Origin of the sequence: Pantoea sp. LS15 (assembly GCF_012241585.1) — a bacterium.
Taxonomy (GTDB): domain Bacteria; phylum Pseudomonadota; class Gammaproteobacteria; order Enterobacterales; family Enterobacteriaceae; genus Enterobacter.
The window spans coordinates 62,347-81,700 of sequence record NZ_JAAVXA010000002.1 but is presented as its reverse complement, the minus strand read 5'-3'; the positions used below and the strand labels follow the sequence as shown (position 1 = coordinate 81,700).

Sequence of the window (19,354 nt, the reverse complement as noted above, 5' to 3'; positions counted from 1 at the left end):
TCCCTCTCAGACGGACAAATTATTTATTTTCATCTGCATCATTTCGCTCAGCGCAGGTGATGCCTGACTATCCACGCCAGCTTGCCACGCTTTACGCGCGCCCGCTTTGTCACCTTTGCTCAGCAGTGCTTCACCGCGCAGGTCGGCAACGATGGCAGCAAAGCCCTCACCTTTAATGGTATCGAGCGTTTTCAGCGCGTCGTCAGCTTTTTTCTGCTGAACCTGGATACGTGCCAGACGAAGGTTGATAACCGCTTTCAGGTTTTCATCGCTGGCGGCAGCAAGGCCCTGAGACAGCTGAGCAGCCGCTTTATCCAGTTCGTTCTTATCAACGTACTGCTGTGCCACTTCCAGTGCAGCCAGTGCACCGTAAGTGTTTTTGTTGTCAGCCGCAAATTTTTCGGCTGCCGTCAGCGTTTGTGGCTGATCGGCTCGAATTGCGCTCACGGTATTTTCATAGGACAGGGACGCGCCACGCGCGGAATCCGCCTGATGATTGTTCCAGTAACGCCAGCCTATCAGCGCACCGACACCTAAAATAACCCCAACAACCAGCGCTTTGCCGTTTTCAGCAAAGAAGCGTTTAATCGCGTCGACCTGATCGTGTTCGTTCTCGTAAATTTCCACGCAGTCCTTCTCCTTAGCCTAATAGAGTGCGCAAGTGCGCCGCAACGCCGTCCTGCGTTACCGTTGTCTGCTCACCAGAGCGCAGGTCTTTCACTACGACTTCGCCGTTAGCCACTTCGGACTCGCCCAGCACCAGTGCAATACTTGCGCCCCACTTATCGGCACGAGCAAACTGTTTTTTAAAGTTGCCGCCGCCGTGGTTGGTCATCAGCTTAACCTCCGGCAGTGCATCGCGCACGCGTTCAGCAAGCTGCATCGCCGCAGACTGCGTATCCGCACCTGAGGCCACCAGGTATATATCGACAACGGAATCTGCTTTAAATTCCGGATTAACTGCCTGAACCAGCAAAACAAGTCGCTCAAGACCCATTGCGAAGCCAACCGCAGGGGCTGCACGGCCACCCAACTGCTCTACCAGACCGTCATAACGACCGCCCGCACACACGGTGCCCTGCGAACCGAGGCTTGAGGTAACCCACTCGAATACAGTGCGGTTGTAGTAGTCCAGACCGCGCACCAGGCGCTGGTTCACGGTATAAGCGATGCCTGCCGCTTCAAGCAGCTTGCACAGACCCGCGAAGTGTTCGCGAGACTCTTCATCCAGGTAGTCACCCAGCGCAGGCGCATCGTTCAGCAGCGCCTGAACATCCGCGTTTTTGGAATCCAGAACACGCAGCGGGTTACTGTACATACGACGTTTACAGTCTTCGTCCAGTTTCTCTTTATGCTGTTCCAGGAACGCAACCAGCGCGTCACGGTAATTTGCACGCGCTTCCAGAGAGCCGATTGAGTTCAGCTCCAGTGAAACGTGCTCAGAAATCCCCAGCGCGCGCCACCAGCGAGCGGTCAGCATAATCAGCTCAGCGTCGATATCCGGACCCTGCAGGCCAAAGACTTCCACACCCAACTGGTTGAACTGGCGATAACGACCTTTCTGTGGACGTTCGTGGCGGAACATCGGGCCGATATACCACAGGCGTTGCTCCTGATTGTACAGAAGACCATGTTCGATGCCGGCGCGTACGCAGCCCGCCGTGCCTTCCGGACGCAGGGTCAGGCTGTCGCCGTTACGGTCCTCAAAGGTGTACATCTCTTTTTCAACCACGTCGGTGACTTCGCCGATCGCGCGTTTGAATAACGGGGTCTGCTCTACAATCGGCAAACGGATTTCACTGTAACCGTAGCTGCCGAGCACCTGCTTCAGTGTGCCTTCAATGCGCTGCCAGATGGCGGTTTCGCCAGGCAGATAATCGTTCATGCCGCGGATGGCTTGAATGTTTTTTGCCACGTTTATTCTCTTTCTATATACAAAAAAAACCCAAAGAATGGGTTCAATCATACATGGGAAGCTGCACGCTTCCCATCACGTTATTTTTCAACCTGCTGAACGCTGATACGCTGTGTCTCGTCCATCATGGCCGCTTTGGCGCGAATGCGGGCTTCAAGCTGGTCGATCATGTCACTATTATCCAGACGATCTTTACGAACGCCATCTTCATAGAGACCACTTTTCTTGTTACCGCCGGTCACGCCCAGGGTTGACACCAGCGCTTCACCCGGACCATTCACCACACAGCCGATGATAGAGACGTCCATCGGGGTAATGATGTCTTCCAGACGCTGTTCCAGAGCATTCACCGTACCGATCACATCAAACTCCTGACGTGAACAGGTTGGGCAGGCAATGAAGTTGATCCCACGTGCGCGAATACGCAGCGATTTCAGGATATCGAATCCGACTTTGATCTCTTCCACCGGATCGGCCGCCAGCGAAACGCGCAGGGTATCACCGATCCCTTCAGAGAGCAGCAGACCCAGACCGATCGCAGATTTTACCGAGCCGCTACGCAGACCACCCGCTTCGGTGATCCCGAGGTGCAGAGGCTGGTCGATCTGTTTTGCCAGCAGACGATAAGACTCCACCGCAAGGAACACATCGGACGCTTTTACACTCACTTTGAACTGATCGAAGTTAAGACGATCGAGATGATCGACATGACGCATCGCGGATTCGAGCAACGCCTGTGGCGTAGGCTCACCGTATTTTTCCTGCAGATCTTTTTCCAGAGACCCGGCATTGACGCCGATACGGATAGGAATATTTTTGTCACGTGCGCAGTCCACCACCATGCGGATACGCTCTTCGTTACCGATATTGCCCGGGTTAATACGCAGACAATCAACGCCATACTCGGCCACTTTCAGTGCGATGCGGTAGTCGAAGTGGATATCAGCCACCAGCGGAACGCTGACCTGCTGTTTGATCAGTTTGAACGCCTCAGCGGCGTCCATTGTCGGCACGGAGACGCGAACAATGTCCGCGCCCACACGTTCTAATGCTTTGATTTGATTGACCGTCGCTTCCACATCGGTGGTGCGCGTGTTGGTCATCGACTGAACGGCGATAGGTGCCCCATCGCCGATTGGCACATTCCCAACGTAAATCCGTTTCGATTTTCTACGTTGAATCGGAGCCTGGTTATGCATGAAAAATCTCCCGCGTTGCCCGTCTGTTACTGTGCTGCTGATTGTTCGGCATTAACGGTAAGACGTGCAACCTGGTTAGTTCTGATAAAGCGGCTCAGGTCGACAGGTTTTCCTTGATACTGGATCTGTACCGCTGCCGGAGCGCCGATTTTAAGTTTATAGGGAGCCTGGCCGGTTAGGTTTAACGTGCCATCTTTACGCTGCAGGCCGCTGAACAGTTTTTTACCTGTTGCATCAGTGACTTCTAACCAGCAGTCGGCTGTGAAATTCATCACCAGCGCGTTAGGATCCGCCGCTGGCGTTGCCACGCCCGCCTGATCGGTCGGCAGTGGTGCTGCGGTGTTCGCCGCCGGTGCGTTCGTTGCGGTATCCACAGGAGCCTGAGAAGGTGCAACTACGGCGTTTTGATCCTGAGCCGGAGCCTGAGTCTGAGGTACTGGCGTGTTGGCTGTTGCTGCCGGAGCCTGCGTCGCATCGGTTGCAGGTGTCTCGGTCGTCGCGGTTTGCGGTTCGCTGGTCGTTGCCGCGCCGTCGGTGGCGAGCGGTACGCTCTGCGCGTTACCGTTTCCGGCCTGGTTAAGTTCAGCGGAAGATTGATCGGCCATGGTGGTGATCTCTTCCTGCTGCGCTTTGTGGTTTTGCCACCACCACGCGCCCGTCAGGCCGACAACCACAAACAGCACCAACCAGGTGAAGCTCATCAGCCAGCCATCACGTTTTTTACGACGTTTCCCCAGGGAGAATGTCTGCATCGGCGCAACTTTTGCTGCACGTACCGGTGCCTGCTTCTCCATCATCGGCAGTAATTCGTTTTCGGGGATGTGCACCAGTTTTGCGTAAGAGCGGATATAACCGCGCAAGAACGTTGAAGCCAGATCGGCAGGCGCCTTATCTTCTTCAATATCGCGAACCGTGGAAACCTTCAGGCACAAGCGTTCTGCAACGGCTTGCTGGCTGAGTCCGAGTTGTTCACGGGCGTTGCGAAGACGAACGCCAGTGGAGAGTGCTTCATGTTGGTCGTGAGTGGCTTCAGTATTCATTCGCTACAACTACTGGTACGTGAAAAATAAGGGTTCAGGCGCCGGTGAGTCACAATGCCACCCGCACCGCGAAACTTCTGGTCAGTTAACCGTGAACAGACAGTATAAGACTGTCTGCCCGGAGATGACAGTACAGCCCTGCCCGTACGGCTAAACTGTTGTTACGTCGTTACATACTGCCCGAAAGTCGGATGAAACGCACCGTAATTATTACTCAGTCATCACGAATATGACTGATTATTCAGTAAGATTATGCTTCACGGCGCAAATAATGCGCCGTGAGTGCATAATAATCAAACAGCTTTGACCGCAATTGTCTCACCCTGCATGCGTTTACGCAGGGTGCGTTTGGTACGGTCGATGACATCACCTGCCAGCTGTCCGCATGCGGCATCAATATCATCACCACGGGTTTTACGCACGATGGTGGTGAAACCATACTCCATCAGCACTTTGGAGAAGCGATCGATACGGCTGTTCGAGCTACGTCCATACGGTGCGCCCGGGAACGGGTTCCATGGAATCAGGTTGATTTTGCATGGCGTATCTTTCAGCAGTTCAGCCAGTTGATGCGCATGTTCGGTACCGTCGTTAACATGGTCAAGCATCACGTACTCGATAGTGACACGACCCTGGTTCGCGTTAGATTTCTCCAGGTAACGACGCACGGCGGCGAGGAAGGTTTCGATGTTGTACTTTTTGTTGATCGGCACAATTTCGTCACGGATTTCATCGTTTGGTGCGTGCAGGGAGATTGCCAGCGCAACGTCAATCATGTCGCCGAGCTTGTCCAGCGCAGGTACAACACCTGAGGTCGACAACGTTACACGACGTTTAGACAGACCGAAACCGAAGTCATCCAGCATGATTTCCATCGCTGGAACGACGTTAGTCAGGTTCAGCAGTGGCTCACCCATGCCCATCATTACCACGTTAGTAATTGGACGCGTGCCTGTCACTTTAGCCGCGCCCACAATTTTTGCGGCTCGCCAGACCTGGCCGATAATTTCAGAGACACGCAGGTTACGGTTAAAACCTTGCTGCGCGGTAGAGCAGAATTTACACTCCAGCGCACAACCCACCTGAGAGGAAACACACAGCGTGGCGCGGTCTTCTTCCGGGATGTAGACGGTTTCAACGCGTTGATCGCCTACGGCAATCGCCCATTTGATGGTGCCGTCAGAAGAACGCTGCTCTTCCACCACTTCTGGTGCGCGGATTTCAGCCACTTCTTTGAGCTTATTACGCAGGACCTTGTTGATGTCAGTCATGTCATCAAAATTGTCGCTGCAGTAATGGTACATCCATTTCATCACCTGATCGGCACGAAACGGCTTTTCACCCATCTCTTTAAAGAACTCGCGCATCTGCTGACGGTTCAGATCCAGCAGGTTGATTTTTCCATTTTTATTTGGAACCGCAGGCGTGGCGACTTCGGAGGTATTCACTAATTCAGACATAATATTTTCCGGCCTCGTTGTTACACGTTATGGCCCATGGAGGGTTGAATAGAAACGCCCCGGAAAGCGGTCAGCTCGTCCGGGGCGTTGCATTGTACAAAGTCTGGCGCAGGGATGCCACGTCTGGACGCGGCATTTACGAAAATAATGTGTAAACGAAACCGTTAAATTAACGGGTACGTGGACACACTTCGCCTTCTGCGAAGAAGAAAGCGATTTCGCGTGCAGCAGATTCAACAGAGTCAGAACCGTGAGTACCGTTCTCGGTGAAGCTGTCAGCGTAGTCAGCGCGCAGGGTACCTGCCAGCGCGTTATCCGGGTTGGTTGCACCCAGCAGGTCACGGTGACGCTGTACTGCGTTTTCGCCTTCCAGTACGGATACAACGATCGGACCAGAGGTCATGAACTCAACCAGGCCGTCAAAGAATGGGCGACCTTCGTGCTCAGCGTAGAAACCGCGAGCCTGTTCAACGGTCAGGTGCAGCATTTTAGTGCCAACAATCTTAAACCCTGCTGATTCAAAGCGAGCGAAGATGCTGCCAATAACGTTTTTTGCCACCGCGTTTGGTTTGATGATGGAAAAAGTACGTTCAATAGCCATGATAACCTCTGTCAATGTTCTGTTGTTTTGCATACCTGAGTATGGTGTGGCGCGGATTATAATGAGCAATAGCGCCATTGCCTATGGATTCAGGTAACATTTTTTTAAAATAAGACGAGTTTTAGCAACAGCTCACATCTGAAAGCTGTTTTCGGATCACTGCAGCGTAAAATTCACCGTCGCGACCTGCCCGCTCTCATCCATAACGAGTAACTGATAATCACCCGATTTATCAAGCTGTAATGTGTAAATTCTTCCTTTCACACTCAGCGGTTCGCCGTTCAAAAACCACCAGCGCTCGCCGCTATTGCCGGTCACCTGAAGCGGCAGCGAAACGCGGGATTCCCCCGGCAGACGTTTGATAACGGCCCCCTCACGCACGCCGGTCAACATAAGCGGAGCAGGTGCATCCTGCGACAACGGCGGACACGTTGCTGAAGAGGGAGGAACCCGGACCGCACGACGCTCGCTTGCAGGCAGCCACGGCTCAAGCGGCAACGGCCAGACATCCAGCACTTTCTCAATAGCATCAGGGCAGTCTGCCGCAACGCGTTTACCGGTTTTATCCAGCCATACCGGGAAACGAATGCCGCGTATACCTTCCTGTTCCGGCAAAAGCAGCGTGGGGGGTTCACTCCCCTCAAGTAACCACGTCGCAAGACGACGTCGGCAGTTTTCACTGCCCTCCGGCAACGACTGACCACCAGGCCAGCAGATCACACCCCGCCCGACGCTTGCCGGACGCGGATCGCGCGGCAGACGGGCTTCGTCTACCGTTGAGCGGGACTGAAGCAAGTTATTCACCTGATTTAACAGCGGCACGGCACTGGCAAAACCAAACTGCCCCGCCACGGGCGTGCCGTCCGGCCGTCCAGTCCAGATACCTATCACGTAACGGGCATTCAGACCAATGGCCCAGGCATCACGGTAGCCGTAGCTGGTTCCTGTTTTCCACGCCAGCGGCGCGATTTGTGGTAACGCATTATCCGGTAGCGGCTGCGCCTCATTCGCCAGAATACGACGAATAATCCACGCCGAGCCTTGTGACAATAACGGTCGTTCAACCAGCGGATCGCCTGGTTGTAAACGCAATCTCCCCGCTTTACCGTGGCGGGCAAAGGCGCTGTAGGCAGCCGTAATATCCGCCAGTCGCGCGCCTGCGCCTCCCAGTATCAGAGAAAGGTTTGGCTGAGCGCCCGAAGGAAGTATAAGCGGTAACCCTGCATTGCTCAGCATCCCGGCAAACCGTTTTGGTCCATACGCTTCAAGCACCTGTACCGCAGGCAGGTTGAGGGAGCGCACCAGCGCTTCACTCATGCTGACCGGTCCGTGGAACCCACTGTCAAAATTCCCCGGCCGATAATCACCGGTTTTTCTTGGAACGTCCTGAAGCAGCGATGCAGGATGGATCAGGCCATCGTCCAGTGCCATACCGTAGATAAAGGGTTTCAGCACCGATCCCGGGGATCGGATCGCATTGACCATATCCACATGGCTGAAGCGACTGTCATCGTTGATATCCACCGACCCAACCCAGCCGCGTACTTTCATGTTGGTATGATCCACGACAATCATCGCCAGTGAGCTGCGTTCAGGCAGGCGGGATTTCCAGTTCATCGCCAGCTCTTCGAGCTGCCGTTGCAGCCCGGCATCGAGAGTGGTGACAATTTTCGTGTCGCGGCTTTTACTGAGCATCATCCGTGCAAAAAGTGGCGCCAGTTGCGGCATCTGCCGTGGTGCCAGCCATACCGCTTCTTCACGGGATTCTTTGACCTGCTTTGCAGACCAGACACCTTGCGTCGCCATCCGGTCGAGCACTTTATTGCGCGCCGCTTCGGCCCGTTCAGGCCAGCGGTCCGGGCGTAAACGACTCGGAGCCTGAGGGAGCACTGCCAACAGCGCCGCGTCAGAATAACTGAGCTGCGACGGCGGTTTTCCCAGATAGGTCCAGCTCGCGGCTCCCACTCCCTGCAACGTGCCGCCAAACGGGGCGCGGTTGAGATAGAGCGTGAGGATCTCGCGTTTGGAAAGATGCCATTCCAGCTGCATCGCCCGCCAGAGCTGACGAATTTTGCCACCAAAGGTACGTGGATGTGGATCCAGCAGGCGCGCCACCTGCATGGTGAGCGTGCTACCGCCAGAGACAACCTTTCCGGAAGAGAGATCCTGCCAGGCCGCACGAAGGACAGAAAAAGGGTTCACGCCAGGATGATCCCAGAACCAGCGATCTTCATACTGGATCAGGGCCTCAAGATAGCGGGGAGAGACCTCTTCAATCGTAACCGGATAGCGCCAGATCCCGTCGTTATCGGCAAAACGCCAGAGCGGTGTCCCCTTCTCGTCCACCACGACCCGAGCAGGGTTGACCTCTTTCAGAGGCAATGGCCACAACCGGTCAGCGACAAGAACGAGCCCCCATAAAACGAGAAGCGCTCCCGCCAGCCAAAGCCAGCGGGAGCGTATCAAACGTGCCATCAGCATATTACGGAGCAACAATCAGTGGGCCACTGGCCGCACCCGTTGCCCGCCACTGCGGAACGTACATGGATTCAACCATCGGAACCGGTACCTGGTAGGTTCCCGGCGTGACCGCACGGGCCAGGTAGACCAGCGTCACCGGCTGTCCTTCATTGACAGGGACTGCCGCCACGAAACGATCGTCACGGAATTCCATATGCTGAATATCCGCCTGCTGCATCTGGCTGAGCAAATTCTGCACTTCGCTACCACTGTCCTGCAAACTGGCGCTACTGCTCGCCAGGTTCTGGTTTTCCAGTTCCAGCCCAGCCGGGAGCAGATCGACAACCAGCGCGTCCGGCACGTTCTGGCTGGCCTTGACTTCGAGCCACACCAGCACCAGCTCGCCGCTCCTTAGCTCAGAAAGAGACTTCGTGCTGCCGTCGGTTGCCAGAATATGACGTTCAACCTGCAATACGTTAGAGGCTGGCTGAGGTGCGTATTCCGGATAACCCGTACTGTCCAGGCGCACCCACAGCGGTGTCGTACCGGTATTGGTCACCTGCATTGCGCTAAGCTGATCGCCACTCACATTTTGGATCAGCGACTTATCCCCACCTGAAGCGGTATCAGACAACGAGGTTTTCGCCTGCCATGCCTCTGACAAGGTTTGCAACGAACGACCGGCCAGGAACAGCGCATTACTCTCCTGAGTGGACAACCAGCGCTGGCTGAAGGCCTGTTCAGACAAGGCATTCAACAGCGTATTTTGCGCATCCGGCAGCAGCTTATACTCCTCCAGGAGGGAGAGCATCAGTGCGTTATCACGCAGGACGCTACCGTAATCGGCCATCCAGGTTTTGCTGTCGTTACGCGGCGTTTTGAGTGCCAGATCCAGCGCCTGCTGGCTGCGCGGAGCATCACCCATCAGTTTAAGTGCCATACCCAGTTGCATCAGCGGTAGTCCGGAGGCCGCTTGCCCGTGGCGCTCCCAGATCTCACGCAGCGCACCCAGTGGCGCTTTTTGCTGACGCGCCAGCACCAGTGCAGCGTAAGCCTGTACGGCGAACTTGCTGGCCTGCGTATCGTCGCTGTAGCGAATGGACATCATGCCCGGGTCCTGCAGATAACGCAGCAGGCGGCTATTGGCGTTATTCACTGCATCCACAGGTACGCTGTAACCCTGCTCGCCCGCACGCACCAGGAAGTCAGTAACGTAGGCGGTCAGCCAGTACTCTTCCGGGCCATTTTTATCCCAAAGAGCGAAACCGCCGTCCTCACGCTGCATCTGCAACAGACGGGAGATACCGATATCAATGGCCGCGCGGCGTTTGTCGTCCGTATCACCTTTGATGCCAAGTGCGGTGAGTTGCGCCGCATTGGTGTAGAGCGACGGGAACAGACCGCTGGCAGTTTGTTCCAGACAGCCATACGGATAAGCCTGCAGCTCGCGAATATAACGCGCCAGATTGAGCGGCGGTTTGCCGCTCAGTAACAGTTGCCCCTGCAAGGTCGCAGGAGAGAAACCATTGATATGCTGCGCAGGTGCCGTCCAGGACTCACCAGGGTTCAGCATAGCCCCTGTATTCACCGTCTGGGCCGGGAAAGCCGGACGCACGCCGATTTTCCAGCTCTTCTGCTGCGGTGCGAAAGTCTCGCCCGGAAGCTGCAGGCCGGTAACCTGCGCGGTCACTTCACCGTCGCCATAACCGTCCAGCGCGCGCACCGGAATAAACAGAGTGGTTCGTGCACCCGGCGGCAGTTGCACCGGCTGCGGCTGTGCGCCTTCAAGCGACAGTTTGCCGGTCGCGGTCAGGGCGATGTTCAGCGTCTGCGGCTTGTCAGTCAGGTTGGTGAGATCCAGCGTCAGCCGTGAGGTATCTCCGCTTGCCAGGAAACGTGGAGTATTCAGCTCGGTAATGACCGGCGCGGCGACAATGACTTTGCTTTCGCTGCTACCGAAATCATCTTCCGTCCAGGCCTGCGCCATCAGGCGCAACTCACCGTTGAAATCGCCAATCGGCAGCGTAACGGTACCTTCCCCGTTGGCATCAAGCGTAACCGGCTGAGCCTGCTGGGCGATAATGGTGACGTGGTTCACCGGCGGTTTGCCACCACGCTTGAGTTCATCTCCGTCGCCACCAAAACGCAGCGCGGCCATGCGGCCCTGGCCTTCAATGACCTGGCCGTAGATATCGTAGATATCTGCGCCATAACGCTTCTGACCGAAGAAGGCTTGCCACGGATCCGGCGTGACGTAATCGGTAATGTTCAGCACCCCGCTGTCCACCGCCGAAAGCAACACATTCACTTTCTGCGGAGCCGCACCCTCTTTCACGCTGGCTTTCACTTTCACAGAGAGCGTCTGGTTCGGACGCATTTTCTGCGGGTTGTCCAGGGCAATGTTCAGACGGCGATTTTCGTCGCCCATCGGCAGGTGCAGCAGACCCACCGCACGTTTTGGCGTAGCGGATTTGGATTTGTCCCCAGGGCGTACCACCAGCGTGCTGAGATAGAGATCGTGGCGTTTCCAGGCCTTATCCACCGGAATAGAGAGATCAAGCCCGTTTGCCGGTACGTCGATCTCTTTCCACCACAGCGGACCTTCGCTGGATTCGATCATCGCGTAGCCTTTACCTGCCGCCGGAGCAGCAATATGCAGTTGAATCGTATCCCCTGGCTGATAAGACGGTTTATCCAGTTTCAACGTCACACGGTCAGGACGCGCAGCCCCTGTGCCGTCACTGTTATCCTGCCAGCTATACCCTGCCCAGAAGCGCACGCTGCTAACCATCTCGTCAGGTGCTTTAACTTCAAGACGGTATGAGCCCCACTCTACCGGGAAAGTGACTTTGCCGGTTTCATCGGCCTTAAGACTCAGTTCTTGCTCGCCTTCGATCAGATCTTTTTGATCAAACTGCGACTGCCAGCCTTCGCTTTCTGACCAGTTCCAGTAGTAGTCCCGGCGCTCGCGGATCAGGCGAACCTGTAACCCGGAAACGGCCTTTTTCGCCCCGCTGGCATCGGCATACACAATGTCAAAGCTGGCGTTGCCATTTTCATCGACAATTGGCTGGTTGACTGTCGTATCGGTACGGTAGTCATAAACGGCTTTGCTGGCGAACTGGGGGCGGATACCCGGCAGCTCAGCCGCCGGCCAGATGGCCTGCTCAGCACGACGCGTTACCGGACGACCGCCCGACTCCAGCAGGCTGGCCTGCAGAATCAATTGCAGAGGAGAGTGCACCTCTTTCCACTGGCTTTCGGTGGAAACCTGCCCACGCCCCTTATCATCGAGAGTCAACTGAACTTCATCCAGACTGCGGCTCAGGTTTTCCTCGGCGATATCACCAAACTGGAAGCCCGGCAGCGCAGCGACGGCCTCACGCAGCGGACGCAGGAAAAGCTGGCCCTGCAGAGAATTACCGTTGGCTGGCGCGCCATACAGGTAATACCCCACCACGTTGAAATCGACGTTATCCTGCGGTGAAACCGGCGTTTTTTGTCCGGTCAGATTGAGCGCCATACGCTCTGGCATAAAATCTTCAACGTGGAAATCCCACAGACGCTGCAGGTTATCCCCCGTGTTGGCCCGGACATGCCACATGCCGGTCTGCGCCCCGCTGTCCAGCGGATAGTTAAAGCGATAGAGGCCGTTCTCTGGCTGGACGACGATTGTGCGTGCTACCTGCCCGTCCGGACGCAGTACGTCAAGTTTCACGGGCTGATCGGGAAGTGGTTTACCGTCACTGTCACGTAACAAACCGTTAAGGATCACCGTTTCGCCCGGGCGGTAGAGATCGCGCGGGCCAAACATAAAGAACTGCTTGCTGTAACCCGGCGCACCTGCAATATCAAACTCCGCCAGATCGAGGGCCGGTAACTTAAGGTCAAGCAGCGTAGTTTGCCCGTCTTTACTGGCCAGAATCAGCGCAGCCTCTTTGTCGGTCTCAAGCTTTGCATGGCCATCGCCGTCGCTGTTCGCTTCGGCAAGGGTCTGCCCTTTATCGTTCAACAGGGTGACGGTCACACCGGACTGAGCCGCACCGTTTTCCAGACTCTGGGTAAAGATATCCAGGCGGTTATGGTAACGGTGAGCGGACAGCCCAATATCACTTAAAGTAAAGAGAGTCGCAGCGTTGCTGTAGTTATAGTGCCCAGCCTGGTTCATCACCGCGATATAGACCCCAGACTGCTGAAGCGGCTTAATATCCTTCAGGGGCAACAGCAATTTTTCACGCGTGTTGCGCGCCGGGTTCAGGTCAAAACGTCCCGTGTAAACCAGATCAGCCATTTTCAGCAGATTGTCAGATTCCCAGTTTGTCAGCGAATTACGGTATTCCCACTGACTGACAAACGAGGCCAACGATTCCGGCTTCACACGGTAGAAATTCACGTCCACATTGTTGACGTTGAGCGCCATCACCGGCAGGCCTTCCACCACCTTGCCAGGTAGCAGCGAGCCGCGGCTGGCGAAACCGACCGTCGGTTCAACATCCCGGGTGGTCAGGGCTTTTTCATAATCAATGTCGAACGTTGCTTTGTTCAGCGCCTGCAGGCCACGTTCAACGGTAACGACCAGATTGCGATTGGGCTCCAGATGGCGCAGACGCAGCTCTTTCAGGTTCGGCGCAAGTTCCCACGCCCCGTCAACCTTGCCACTTTTCTTATCCACTACATGGACTGTTTTCGCGAAATCCTGATCGGGATTCAGCGGGACAGAGAAGGTCAGCACCAGTGTTGAAGCGCCGTCGAGTTGCACTTCAGAGGCATCCAGCAAGGTTAGCGCTTTACCCTGACTCTGTGCCGCAAGTTTGGCCAGCTTTTCAGCATCGGGCTTTTCCGCCGCTTTTGGTGTTGTGGCTGTGGATGCTGCGGAAGCCGCAGCCTGAGATTTATCGTCGCTGTTATCACAGCCGACAAGCGTAAACGTGGTGAGCAGCGCGAGAGAGAGCGCGGCTAAGCGAAACGGTTTCATCCTTTGTCCCTGGCCCATAGGGCCTGTTGGTCGTCGTCCGGATAAGTATTATCCGCAAGTTTCATTAATTCAAAAAGTCCAATTTTAGGTTCTGGAAGGCGGCTCGCATCGGCAACCTGGTGGTGTTACACCGATCACAGCGTCAAACGTCACATGTTACCTTTAACGTCATTTGTTTTTAAAACAAGAAGATAGATGGATTAGCTCGCCGAAAGCCTGCTAGTTTTAAGCGCAAGACGCACCCCGAGTGCGCGGTTCAATAAGAGAGAAAGCCATGAAACGAGCCGTGAACGCCCTACAACATTTCGGAAAATCACTTTATGGACCGGTCCTTATCTTACCGATCGTCGGTCTGTTTATCGCCTGCGGGAACGTACTGGGTAACGGTAATCTCGCGGAGTATGTGCCGTTTCTCGGTCATCCGCTGATTCAACATCTCGGGCAGCTTATCGCGAAATCCGCCGTCTCGGTGCTGGTCAACCTGGCGCTGGTGTTTGCCGTTGGTATCCCAATTGGTCTGGCGAATCGCGATAAAGGCTACGCGGCCCTGATAGGGCTCGTCACGTTTGTGGTGTTCATCAATGCGATGAACGTCACGCTGCAGTGGCAGGGTGAACTGGCCCCCGCAGCACAGATGAAAGCGGCCGGACAGGCGATGGTACTGGGCGTACAGGTGCTGGAGATGGGTGTGTTTGCCGGGATCCTGACCGGCGCGCTCTCCGGATATCTGTACAACAAATACTCCGGTGTACAGTTTAACGGCGCGATGGCGATTTACTCCGGCCACTGTTTTGTCGCTATCGTGATGCTTCCGGTCTCCATGCTGCTCGGCGTGGTGATGAGTGAACTGTGGCCGTTTGCCCAACACGGTATAAGCGCTCTGGCGCTGGCAATCAAAGGCTCCGGACCATTTGGAGTGGCTATCTACGGTTTCCTTGAACGTATTCTGGTGCCCACGGGCCTGCATCATCTGGTCTATACCCCGTTCCTGTATACCGAACTGGGCGGCACGCAGGAGGTTTGCGGCACGGTTTATCAGGGTGCGCGCAATATCTATTTTGCCGAAATGGCCTGCCCTGAGGTGAAACAACTTAGCAGCACGGTGGTGTGGGACGCGCGCGGCATCAGCAAGATGTTTGGCTTGCCGGCGGCGGCGCTGGCGATGTATATGACCGCAAAGCCAGAGCGTAAAGCGGCAGCAAAAGCGATACTGATCCCGGCAGCGCTGACCTCTCTACTGGTGGGTGTCACCGAGCCGATTGAATTCTCCTTCCTGTTTGTCGCGCCGCTGCTGTTCGTGGTGCATGCGGTGCTGACCGGCATCGGCATGATGCTGTTCTCGCTGCTGGGGGTTCACGCCATCGGCGCAAACGGGATTATCGATTTTATCCTCTACAACCTGCCGCTCGGCACGGTGAAGTCCAACTGGCCACTTTACATCGTGGTCGGGCTTGTCATGTTTGCCCTCTACTTTGTGGTGTTCCGTTTCCTGATCCTGCGCTTCAACATGAAGACGCCAGGCCGTGAGGATGAAGACCAGGAGACACGCCTCTACAGCAAGCAGGAATACCAGGCAAAGGGCAACAACGACGGGTTGGGTGAATCCATCGTGGCGGGTCTCGGCGGTCGGGAAAATATTGAAGTGGTGGATAACTGCTACACCCGCCTGCGCGTCATGGTGAAGAACGTCGACATCATCGACGAGCCACGCCTGAAGGCGACCGGCGCGAAAGGGATTATCAAACAAGGTAACAACGTTCAGGTGGTCTACGGGCTGCACGTCAAAAAAATGCGAGAAGCCGTTGAGACGTTTCTCTGAAAGGAGCTAAAGATGTTTACACCCCCATTTATTCTGTCGATTGCCGGCGGTGGTAGCACCTACACGCCGGGTATTGTGAAAAGCCTGATGGTGCGCCTGCAGGATTTCCCCCTGGCCGAAATCCGCCTTTATGACATCGACGAGGCGCGTCAGAACACCATTGCGCCAGTCGTCGAGAAGGTCATTCGCGACCACAGTCAGAGCATCAAATTCACCGTTACCCGCGATCCGGAAGTGGCCTTTAGCTGCGCGCATTTTGTGTTCGCCCAGATGCGAGTTGGCCAGTACAAAATGCGCGAACAGGACGAGAAGATCCCACTGCGTCACGGCGTGGTCGGCCAGGAAACATGCGGCCCAGGCGGCCTGGCCTACGGTCTGCGCACGATCCTGCCGATGGTGGAGCTTATCGATCTGGTGGATCGCTACGCGCATGAGAAAGCCTGGATCGTGAACTACTCCAACCCGGCGGCGATTGTCGCGGAAGGCGTTCGTCGCCTGCGCCCGAACGCGCGGGTGCTGAACATTTGCGATATGCCAGTGGCTGCCATGCGTAACATGGGGGCGATTCTGGGCGTCGATCGCCACAAGCTGGAGGTGGACTACTTCGGTCTGAATCACTTCGGCTGGTTTACCCGCGTGCGGGTAGACGGCGAGGATAAGTTGCCCGAGCTGCGTAAACATATCGCGAAGTTTGGTCTACTGACGGAAGACGCCGCTAAAACCGACCCGCAGCATTCCGATCCGTCATGGGTCAAAACCTGGCGCAACATCAAGCCGATCATGGATAACTTCCCGGAGTATCTGCCGAACCCTTACCTGCAGTACTACCTGATGCCGAACCAGATAGTGGAACATCAGAACCCGGACTATACCCGAGCCAACGAAGTGATGAACGGGCGCGAGAAAAAGCTGTTCGCTGCAGCCGAAGAATATAAGCGCACCGGGATCCTGCCGGATGCCTTCCACGTGGGCGTCCATGGCGAGTTTATCGTTGATGTCGCCTGCTCGTTGGCCTTTAACCTGCGTAGCCGCCATCTGGTGATGGTGGAAAACCGCGGGGCGATTACCAACCTGCCTTACGATGCCGTGGTGGAGGTACCCGCTTATATCACCTCCGAAGGCCCAGAACCGATTCGCGTCGGTCAGGTGCCCCTGTTCCATCAGACCCTGTTGCAACAGCAGCTTGCGTCTGAACAACTGCTGGTGGAAGCGACCATTGAGGGCAGCTATGAGAAAGCCCTCCAGGCATTTACCCTCAACCGCACCGTACCGACCATGGAACATGCAAAGGCGATTCTGGATGAGATGATCGAGGCCAACCGCGACTACTGGCCTGCGCTGCAAAAAGCCTGGCAGGACGGCGAAACGGTGAAAAAATAGGGGCTTGCTCGCGAGTTGAACGTGGTTTGCTTGTCGGTGTCAGAAAAAACACCGACAATCCTTTTTTACGGAAAAGAATGGAGGCAACCCATGTCCACCTCATATTTTGTCGCCGCCGACTGGCTGATTGAGCACGGCGACGATCCGGAAGTCCAGATAATTGACGCGCGTATGGCCCCGGCCGGGCAGGAACACCTTCGCGATATGGTCGCAGAATACCGTGCCGGACATCTGCCTGACGCGGTATTTTTTGACATCGAAGCCCTCTCCGATCACACCTCTCCCCTGCCACACATGCTGCCGCGCCCGGAAGCGTTTTCCGTGGCGATGCGCGAACTGGGCGTCAGCAAAGACAAACACCTTGTTGTTTATGATGAAGGTAACCTCTTCTCTGCCCCGCGCGCCTGGTGGATGCTGAAAAACTTCGGCGTCGAGAAAGTCTCTATTCTGGCGGGAGGTCTGGCTGGCTGGAAGCGCGACGAACTGCCGCTGCAGCAGGGGGACGTGACACTGCCAGAGGCTGATTTTGATGCGACGTTTGACACGAATGTGGTGAAACGCCTGACCGACGTGCTGGTCGTCAGCCATGAAAAAACGGCCCAAATCATCGACGCCCGTCCTGCCCCGCGCTTCAATGCGCAAGCGGATGAACCGCGTCCAGGGCTGAGGCGCGGACATATTCCGGGTGCGCTGAACGTGCCATGGGGCGATCTGGTGTTTGAGGGCGAACTGAAAACAACCGATGAGCTACGCGCTATTTTTGATCGTCAGGGCGTGGATTTACACCGTCCGATTATCGCCAGTTGCGGTTCCGGCGTAACGGCCTGCGTGGTCATTCTGGCACTCGCCACGCTCGGCATACACGACGTAACGCTCTACGATGGTGCCTGGAGCGAATGGGGTGCGCGAGACGATCTGCCTGTCGAACCCGCGAAATAATGGATAACCGCCTGGCCACGCTGTTAACGCGCGGGGCGTCACTGACCCGCGCGGAGTATCGCGTTCTTGCCCACCTTACGGAGCATCCGCTGCTGGTGGGTAACATCACGGTGCGCGAGTTGGCGCAGGCGACGTTTGTTTCTACCGCCACCATCATGCGGCTGTGCCAGAAACTGGGGTTCAGCGGCTTTAGCGAGTTTATCTGGCACTGCAAGCAGCTTCTCTCCGACACGCCGCATATTGCTGTTCAGGAGCAATCGCTTCCTGAACTTCCGGCGCTGTTTAATCAGTTTATCGCCAATTATCAGCACACCTTCCAGTGGGCCACCCACGACAAACGCCAGCAGTTTGCCAACCTGCTGCGTCAGAAAGAGAGTTTCTTTCTCTACGGTGCCGGGTTTTCTTACCTGTTTGCGGAGTACCTGACCAAGAAGCTGCAGGTATTGGGCAAAACGGCGTTTATCTCCGGGCCAGGCGACAGCCGGAATATTTTCCTCAGCAATGCCGCACGCTACCAGGTATTCATTGCCGTCTCGCGCAGTGGCGAAACGGAACAGGTGCTGGATAAAGCGCGGATTGCTAAAAACGTCGGTATGACGATCGTTGCGTTCACTCGCGCCTCAGCCAATACGCTGGCGGGGATGGCGGACGTACACTTTGCCCTTTATGACGAGGCGGTACACTTCGCCGCCGAAGCCGCGGGGGTGACGTCGTTTGAGTCGAATCTGGTGCTGCTGATGGATTTACTGCTGCTGGAAGCAACGGGGTGACATGCACCCCGTTGTAATCAGATGATGCGGTTGGTTTTCAGATCGCGCAGGAAACCGCCCCAGCGACGCTCATAGAACGGGGTGATGTGCTCAGTAATAAAGTGGCTGATGCCCTTCTCACCGTTCTTCACCTGACAAATATCAATAGGCTCATCGCCCGGCAGCGTATCGGTGGCCACACTTCCCGCTGCCTGAATGATCTCGTCGATATCGCCGTCAGCTTCAATACCAATCAATAGTACGGGCTGTTCGTCCGCGCTCTCTTTAATGGAACAGAGGAAAGCGCGTCTTACCGGTTTCAGAGTTTTGAACAACGTTGTCAGAGAATCGATCATCTGCGCAGGCGGTTCCGCCACTTCAGACAACAGCAGCGTTTCGCCCCCTTCCAGCACCTCTTGCGTGCTGAGCGGGTTACCCTCTTCGCCAATCAGATGGCTGATTTCACGCGGTGTGAACTCTTTTCCGGTCGGCAGTTTAGCGTTAAGGAACAACGTCTGGCCCAGCGTCATTTCAAACAGGGTACGTACTGGCATCACCACGAACGCCTGTTCGTCTTCAACCGCTTCCTGCAACGCTTCCAGAGAGGTGAAGAATGGGATCACCGAAGTGCCGTCATCTTTCTCCCAGTGCAGCAGATCCAGCGCGCTGTCTTCAACAACCTGCTCCCCTTCCGCTGCGGTGCCCGGCACCCACACGGTGGATTCCAGCAGTGTGCGGAAAAACGCCGGACGATGGGCAGGCTCGGTCGCCGCCTGCTCCAGCAGGGTTTCTAATTCGTTTTTGGTTTCGGACATAA

Annotated in this window: 13 protein-coding genes; 4 read left to right on the top strand and 9 right to left on the bottom strand. The window is 55.8% G+C overall.

The genetic code is table 11. The annotated features are described in order from the left end of the window. Positions 1–6 precede the first annotated feature (6 nt). The 8 genes from HED65_RS03825 to HED65_RS03790 all read right to left on the bottom strand — a co-directional run bounded on the left by HED65_RS03825 (position 7) and on the right by HED65_RS03790 (position 13,650). The gene (locus HED65_RS03825; RefSeq protein WP_028016093.1) at positions 7–627 is read right to left on the bottom strand and encodes a YfgM family protein; all 621 of its coding nucleotides are present in this window, start codon (positions 625–627) and stop codon (positions 7–9) included. A 13-nt stretch (positions 628–640) separates the two neighbouring features. Then, a complete protein-coding gene (hisS, locus tag HED65_RS03820; RefSeq protein WP_108090902.1) occupies positions 641–1,915 on the bottom strand; it encodes a histidine--tRNA ligase in 1,275 nt (424 codons plus the stop codon). Between the two features lie 80 nt (positions 1,916–1,995). Next, entirely contained in the window at positions 1,996–3,114 is a 1,119-nt protein-coding gene (ispG, locus tag HED65_RS03815; RefSeq protein ID WP_023308814.1) for a flavodoxin-dependent (E)-4-hydroxy-3-methylbut-2-enyl-diphosphate synthase, read from the bottom strand. A gap of 26 nt (positions 3,115–3,140) precedes the next feature. Then, a complete protein-coding gene (rodZ, locus tag HED65_RS03810) occupies positions 3,141–4,154 on the bottom strand; it encodes a cytoskeleton protein RodZ (protein ID WP_114977513.1) in 1,014 nt (337 codons plus the stop codon). A 293-nt stretch (positions 4,155–4,447) separates the two neighbouring features. Further along, positions 4,448–5,614 carry a dual-specificity RNA methyltransferase RlmN gene (gene rlmN, locus HED65_RS03805; RefSeq protein WP_014832896.1) on the bottom strand — a complete coding sequence of 389 codons (1,167 nt, stop codon included), beginning with the start codon at positions 5,612–5,614 and terminating at the stop codon, positions 4,448–4,450. Between the two features lie 169 nt (positions 5,615–5,783). Next, positions 5,784–6,215 carry a nucleoside-diphosphate kinase gene (gene ndk / locus HED65_RS03800; protein ID WP_003860625.1) on the bottom strand — a complete coding sequence of 144 codons (432 nt, stop codon included), beginning with the start codon at positions 6,213–6,215 and terminating at the stop codon, positions 5,784–5,786. 156 nt (positions 6,216–6,371) lie between these two features. Continuing rightward, positions 6,372–8,696 (bottom strand): peptidoglycan glycosyltransferase PbpC, encoded by a 2,325-nt coding sequence (pbpC, locus tag HED65_RS03795; RefSeq protein ID WP_114977512.1) that lies wholly within the window; start codon positions 8,694–8,696, stop codon positions 6,372–6,374. Between the two features lies 1 nt (position 8,697). Next, entirely contained in the window at positions 8,698–13,650 is a 4,953-nt protein-coding gene (locus tag HED65_RS03790) for an alpha-2-macroglobulin family protein (protein ID WP_114977511.1), read from the bottom strand. Positions 13,651–13,924: 274 nt separating this feature from the next. On the opposite strand from HED65_RS03790, the gene HED65_RS03785 reads away from it, so the two are divergent. The 4 genes from HED65_RS03785 (at position 13,925) to HED65_RS03770 (ending at position 18,558) form a co-directional block, all read left to right on the top strand. After that, entirely contained in the window at positions 13,925–15,469 is a 1,545-nt protein-coding gene (locus tag HED65_RS03785; RefSeq protein ID WP_114977510.1) for a PTS transporter subunit EIIC, read from the top strand. 12 nt (positions 15,470–15,481) lie between these two features. Further along, entirely contained in the window at positions 15,482–16,849 is a 1,368-nt protein-coding gene (locus tag HED65_RS03780; protein WP_114977509.1) for a 6-phospho-alpha-glucosidase, read from the top strand. A 90-nt stretch (positions 16,850–16,939) separates the two neighbouring features. Next, positions 16,940–17,788 carry a 3-mercaptopyruvate sulfurtransferase gene (gene sseA, locus HED65_RS03775; protein ID WP_114977508.1) on the top strand — a complete coding sequence of 283 codons (849 nt, stop codon included), beginning with the start codon at positions 16,940–16,942 and terminating at the stop codon, positions 17,786–17,788. Continuing rightward, on the top strand, positions 17,788–18,558 hold the full coding sequence (locus HED65_RS03770; RefSeq protein WP_114977507.1) for a MurR/RpiR family transcriptional regulator: 771 nt from the start codon (positions 17,788–17,790) through the stop codon (positions 18,556–18,558). The genes sseA and HED65_RS03770 overlap by 1 nt, the downstream gene beginning before the upstream one ends. Positions 18,559–18,575: 17 nt before the next feature. On the opposite strand, the gene sseB is transcribed toward HED65_RS03770, so the two are convergent. Continuing rightward, the gene (gene sseB, locus HED65_RS03765) at positions 18,576–19,352 is read right to left on the bottom strand and encodes an enhanced serine sensitivity protein SseB (RefSeq protein WP_114977506.1); all 777 of its coding nucleotides are present in this window, start codon (positions 19,350–19,352) and stop codon (positions 18,576–18,578) included. Positions 19,353–19,354: the final 2 nt, after the last annotated feature.

Bases quoted from the DNA above. Each gene is read 5' to 3' on its own strand.
- ispG (WP_023308814.1), bottom strand. From the start codon at position 3,114: ATGCATAACCAGGCTCCGATTCAACGTAGAAAATCGAAACGGATTTAC.
- rodZ (WP_114977513.1), bottom strand. From the start codon at position 4,154: ATGAATACTGAAGCCACTCACGACCAACATGAAGCACTCTCCACTGGC.
- rlmN (WP_014832896.1), bottom strand. From the start codon at position 5,614: ATGTCTGAATTAGTGAATACCTCCGAAGTCGCCACGCCTGCGGTTCCA.
- ndk (WP_003860625.1), bottom strand. From the start codon at position 6,215: ATGGCTATTGAACGTACTTTTTCCATCATCAAACCAAACGCGGTGGCA.
- pbpC (WP_114977512.1), bottom strand. From the start codon at position 8,696: ATGCTGATGGCACGTTTGATACGCTCCCGCTGGCTTTGGCTGGCGGGA.
- HED65_RS03790 (WP_114977511.1), bottom strand. From the start codon at position 13,650: ATGAAACCGTTTCGCTTAGCCGCGCTCTCTCTCGCGCTGCTCACCACG.
- HED65_RS03785 (WP_114977510.1), top strand. From the start codon at position 13,925: ATGAAACGAGCCGTGAACGCCCTACAACATTTCGGAAAATCACTTTAT.
- HED65_RS03780 (WP_114977509.1), top strand. From the start codon at position 15,482: ATGTTTACACCCCCATTTATTCTGTCGATTGCCGGCGGTGGTAGCACC.
- sseA (WP_114977508.1), top strand. From the start codon at position 16,940: ATGTCCACCTCATATTTTGTCGCCGCCGACTGGCTGATTGAGCACGGC.
- HED65_RS03770 (WP_114977507.1), top strand. From the start codon at position 17,788: ATGGATAACCGCCTGGCCACGCTGTTAACGCGCGGGGCGTCACTGACC.
- sseB (WP_114977506.1), bottom strand. From the start codon at position 19,352: ATGTCCGAAACCAAAAACGAATTAGAAACCCTGCTGGAGCAGGCGGCG.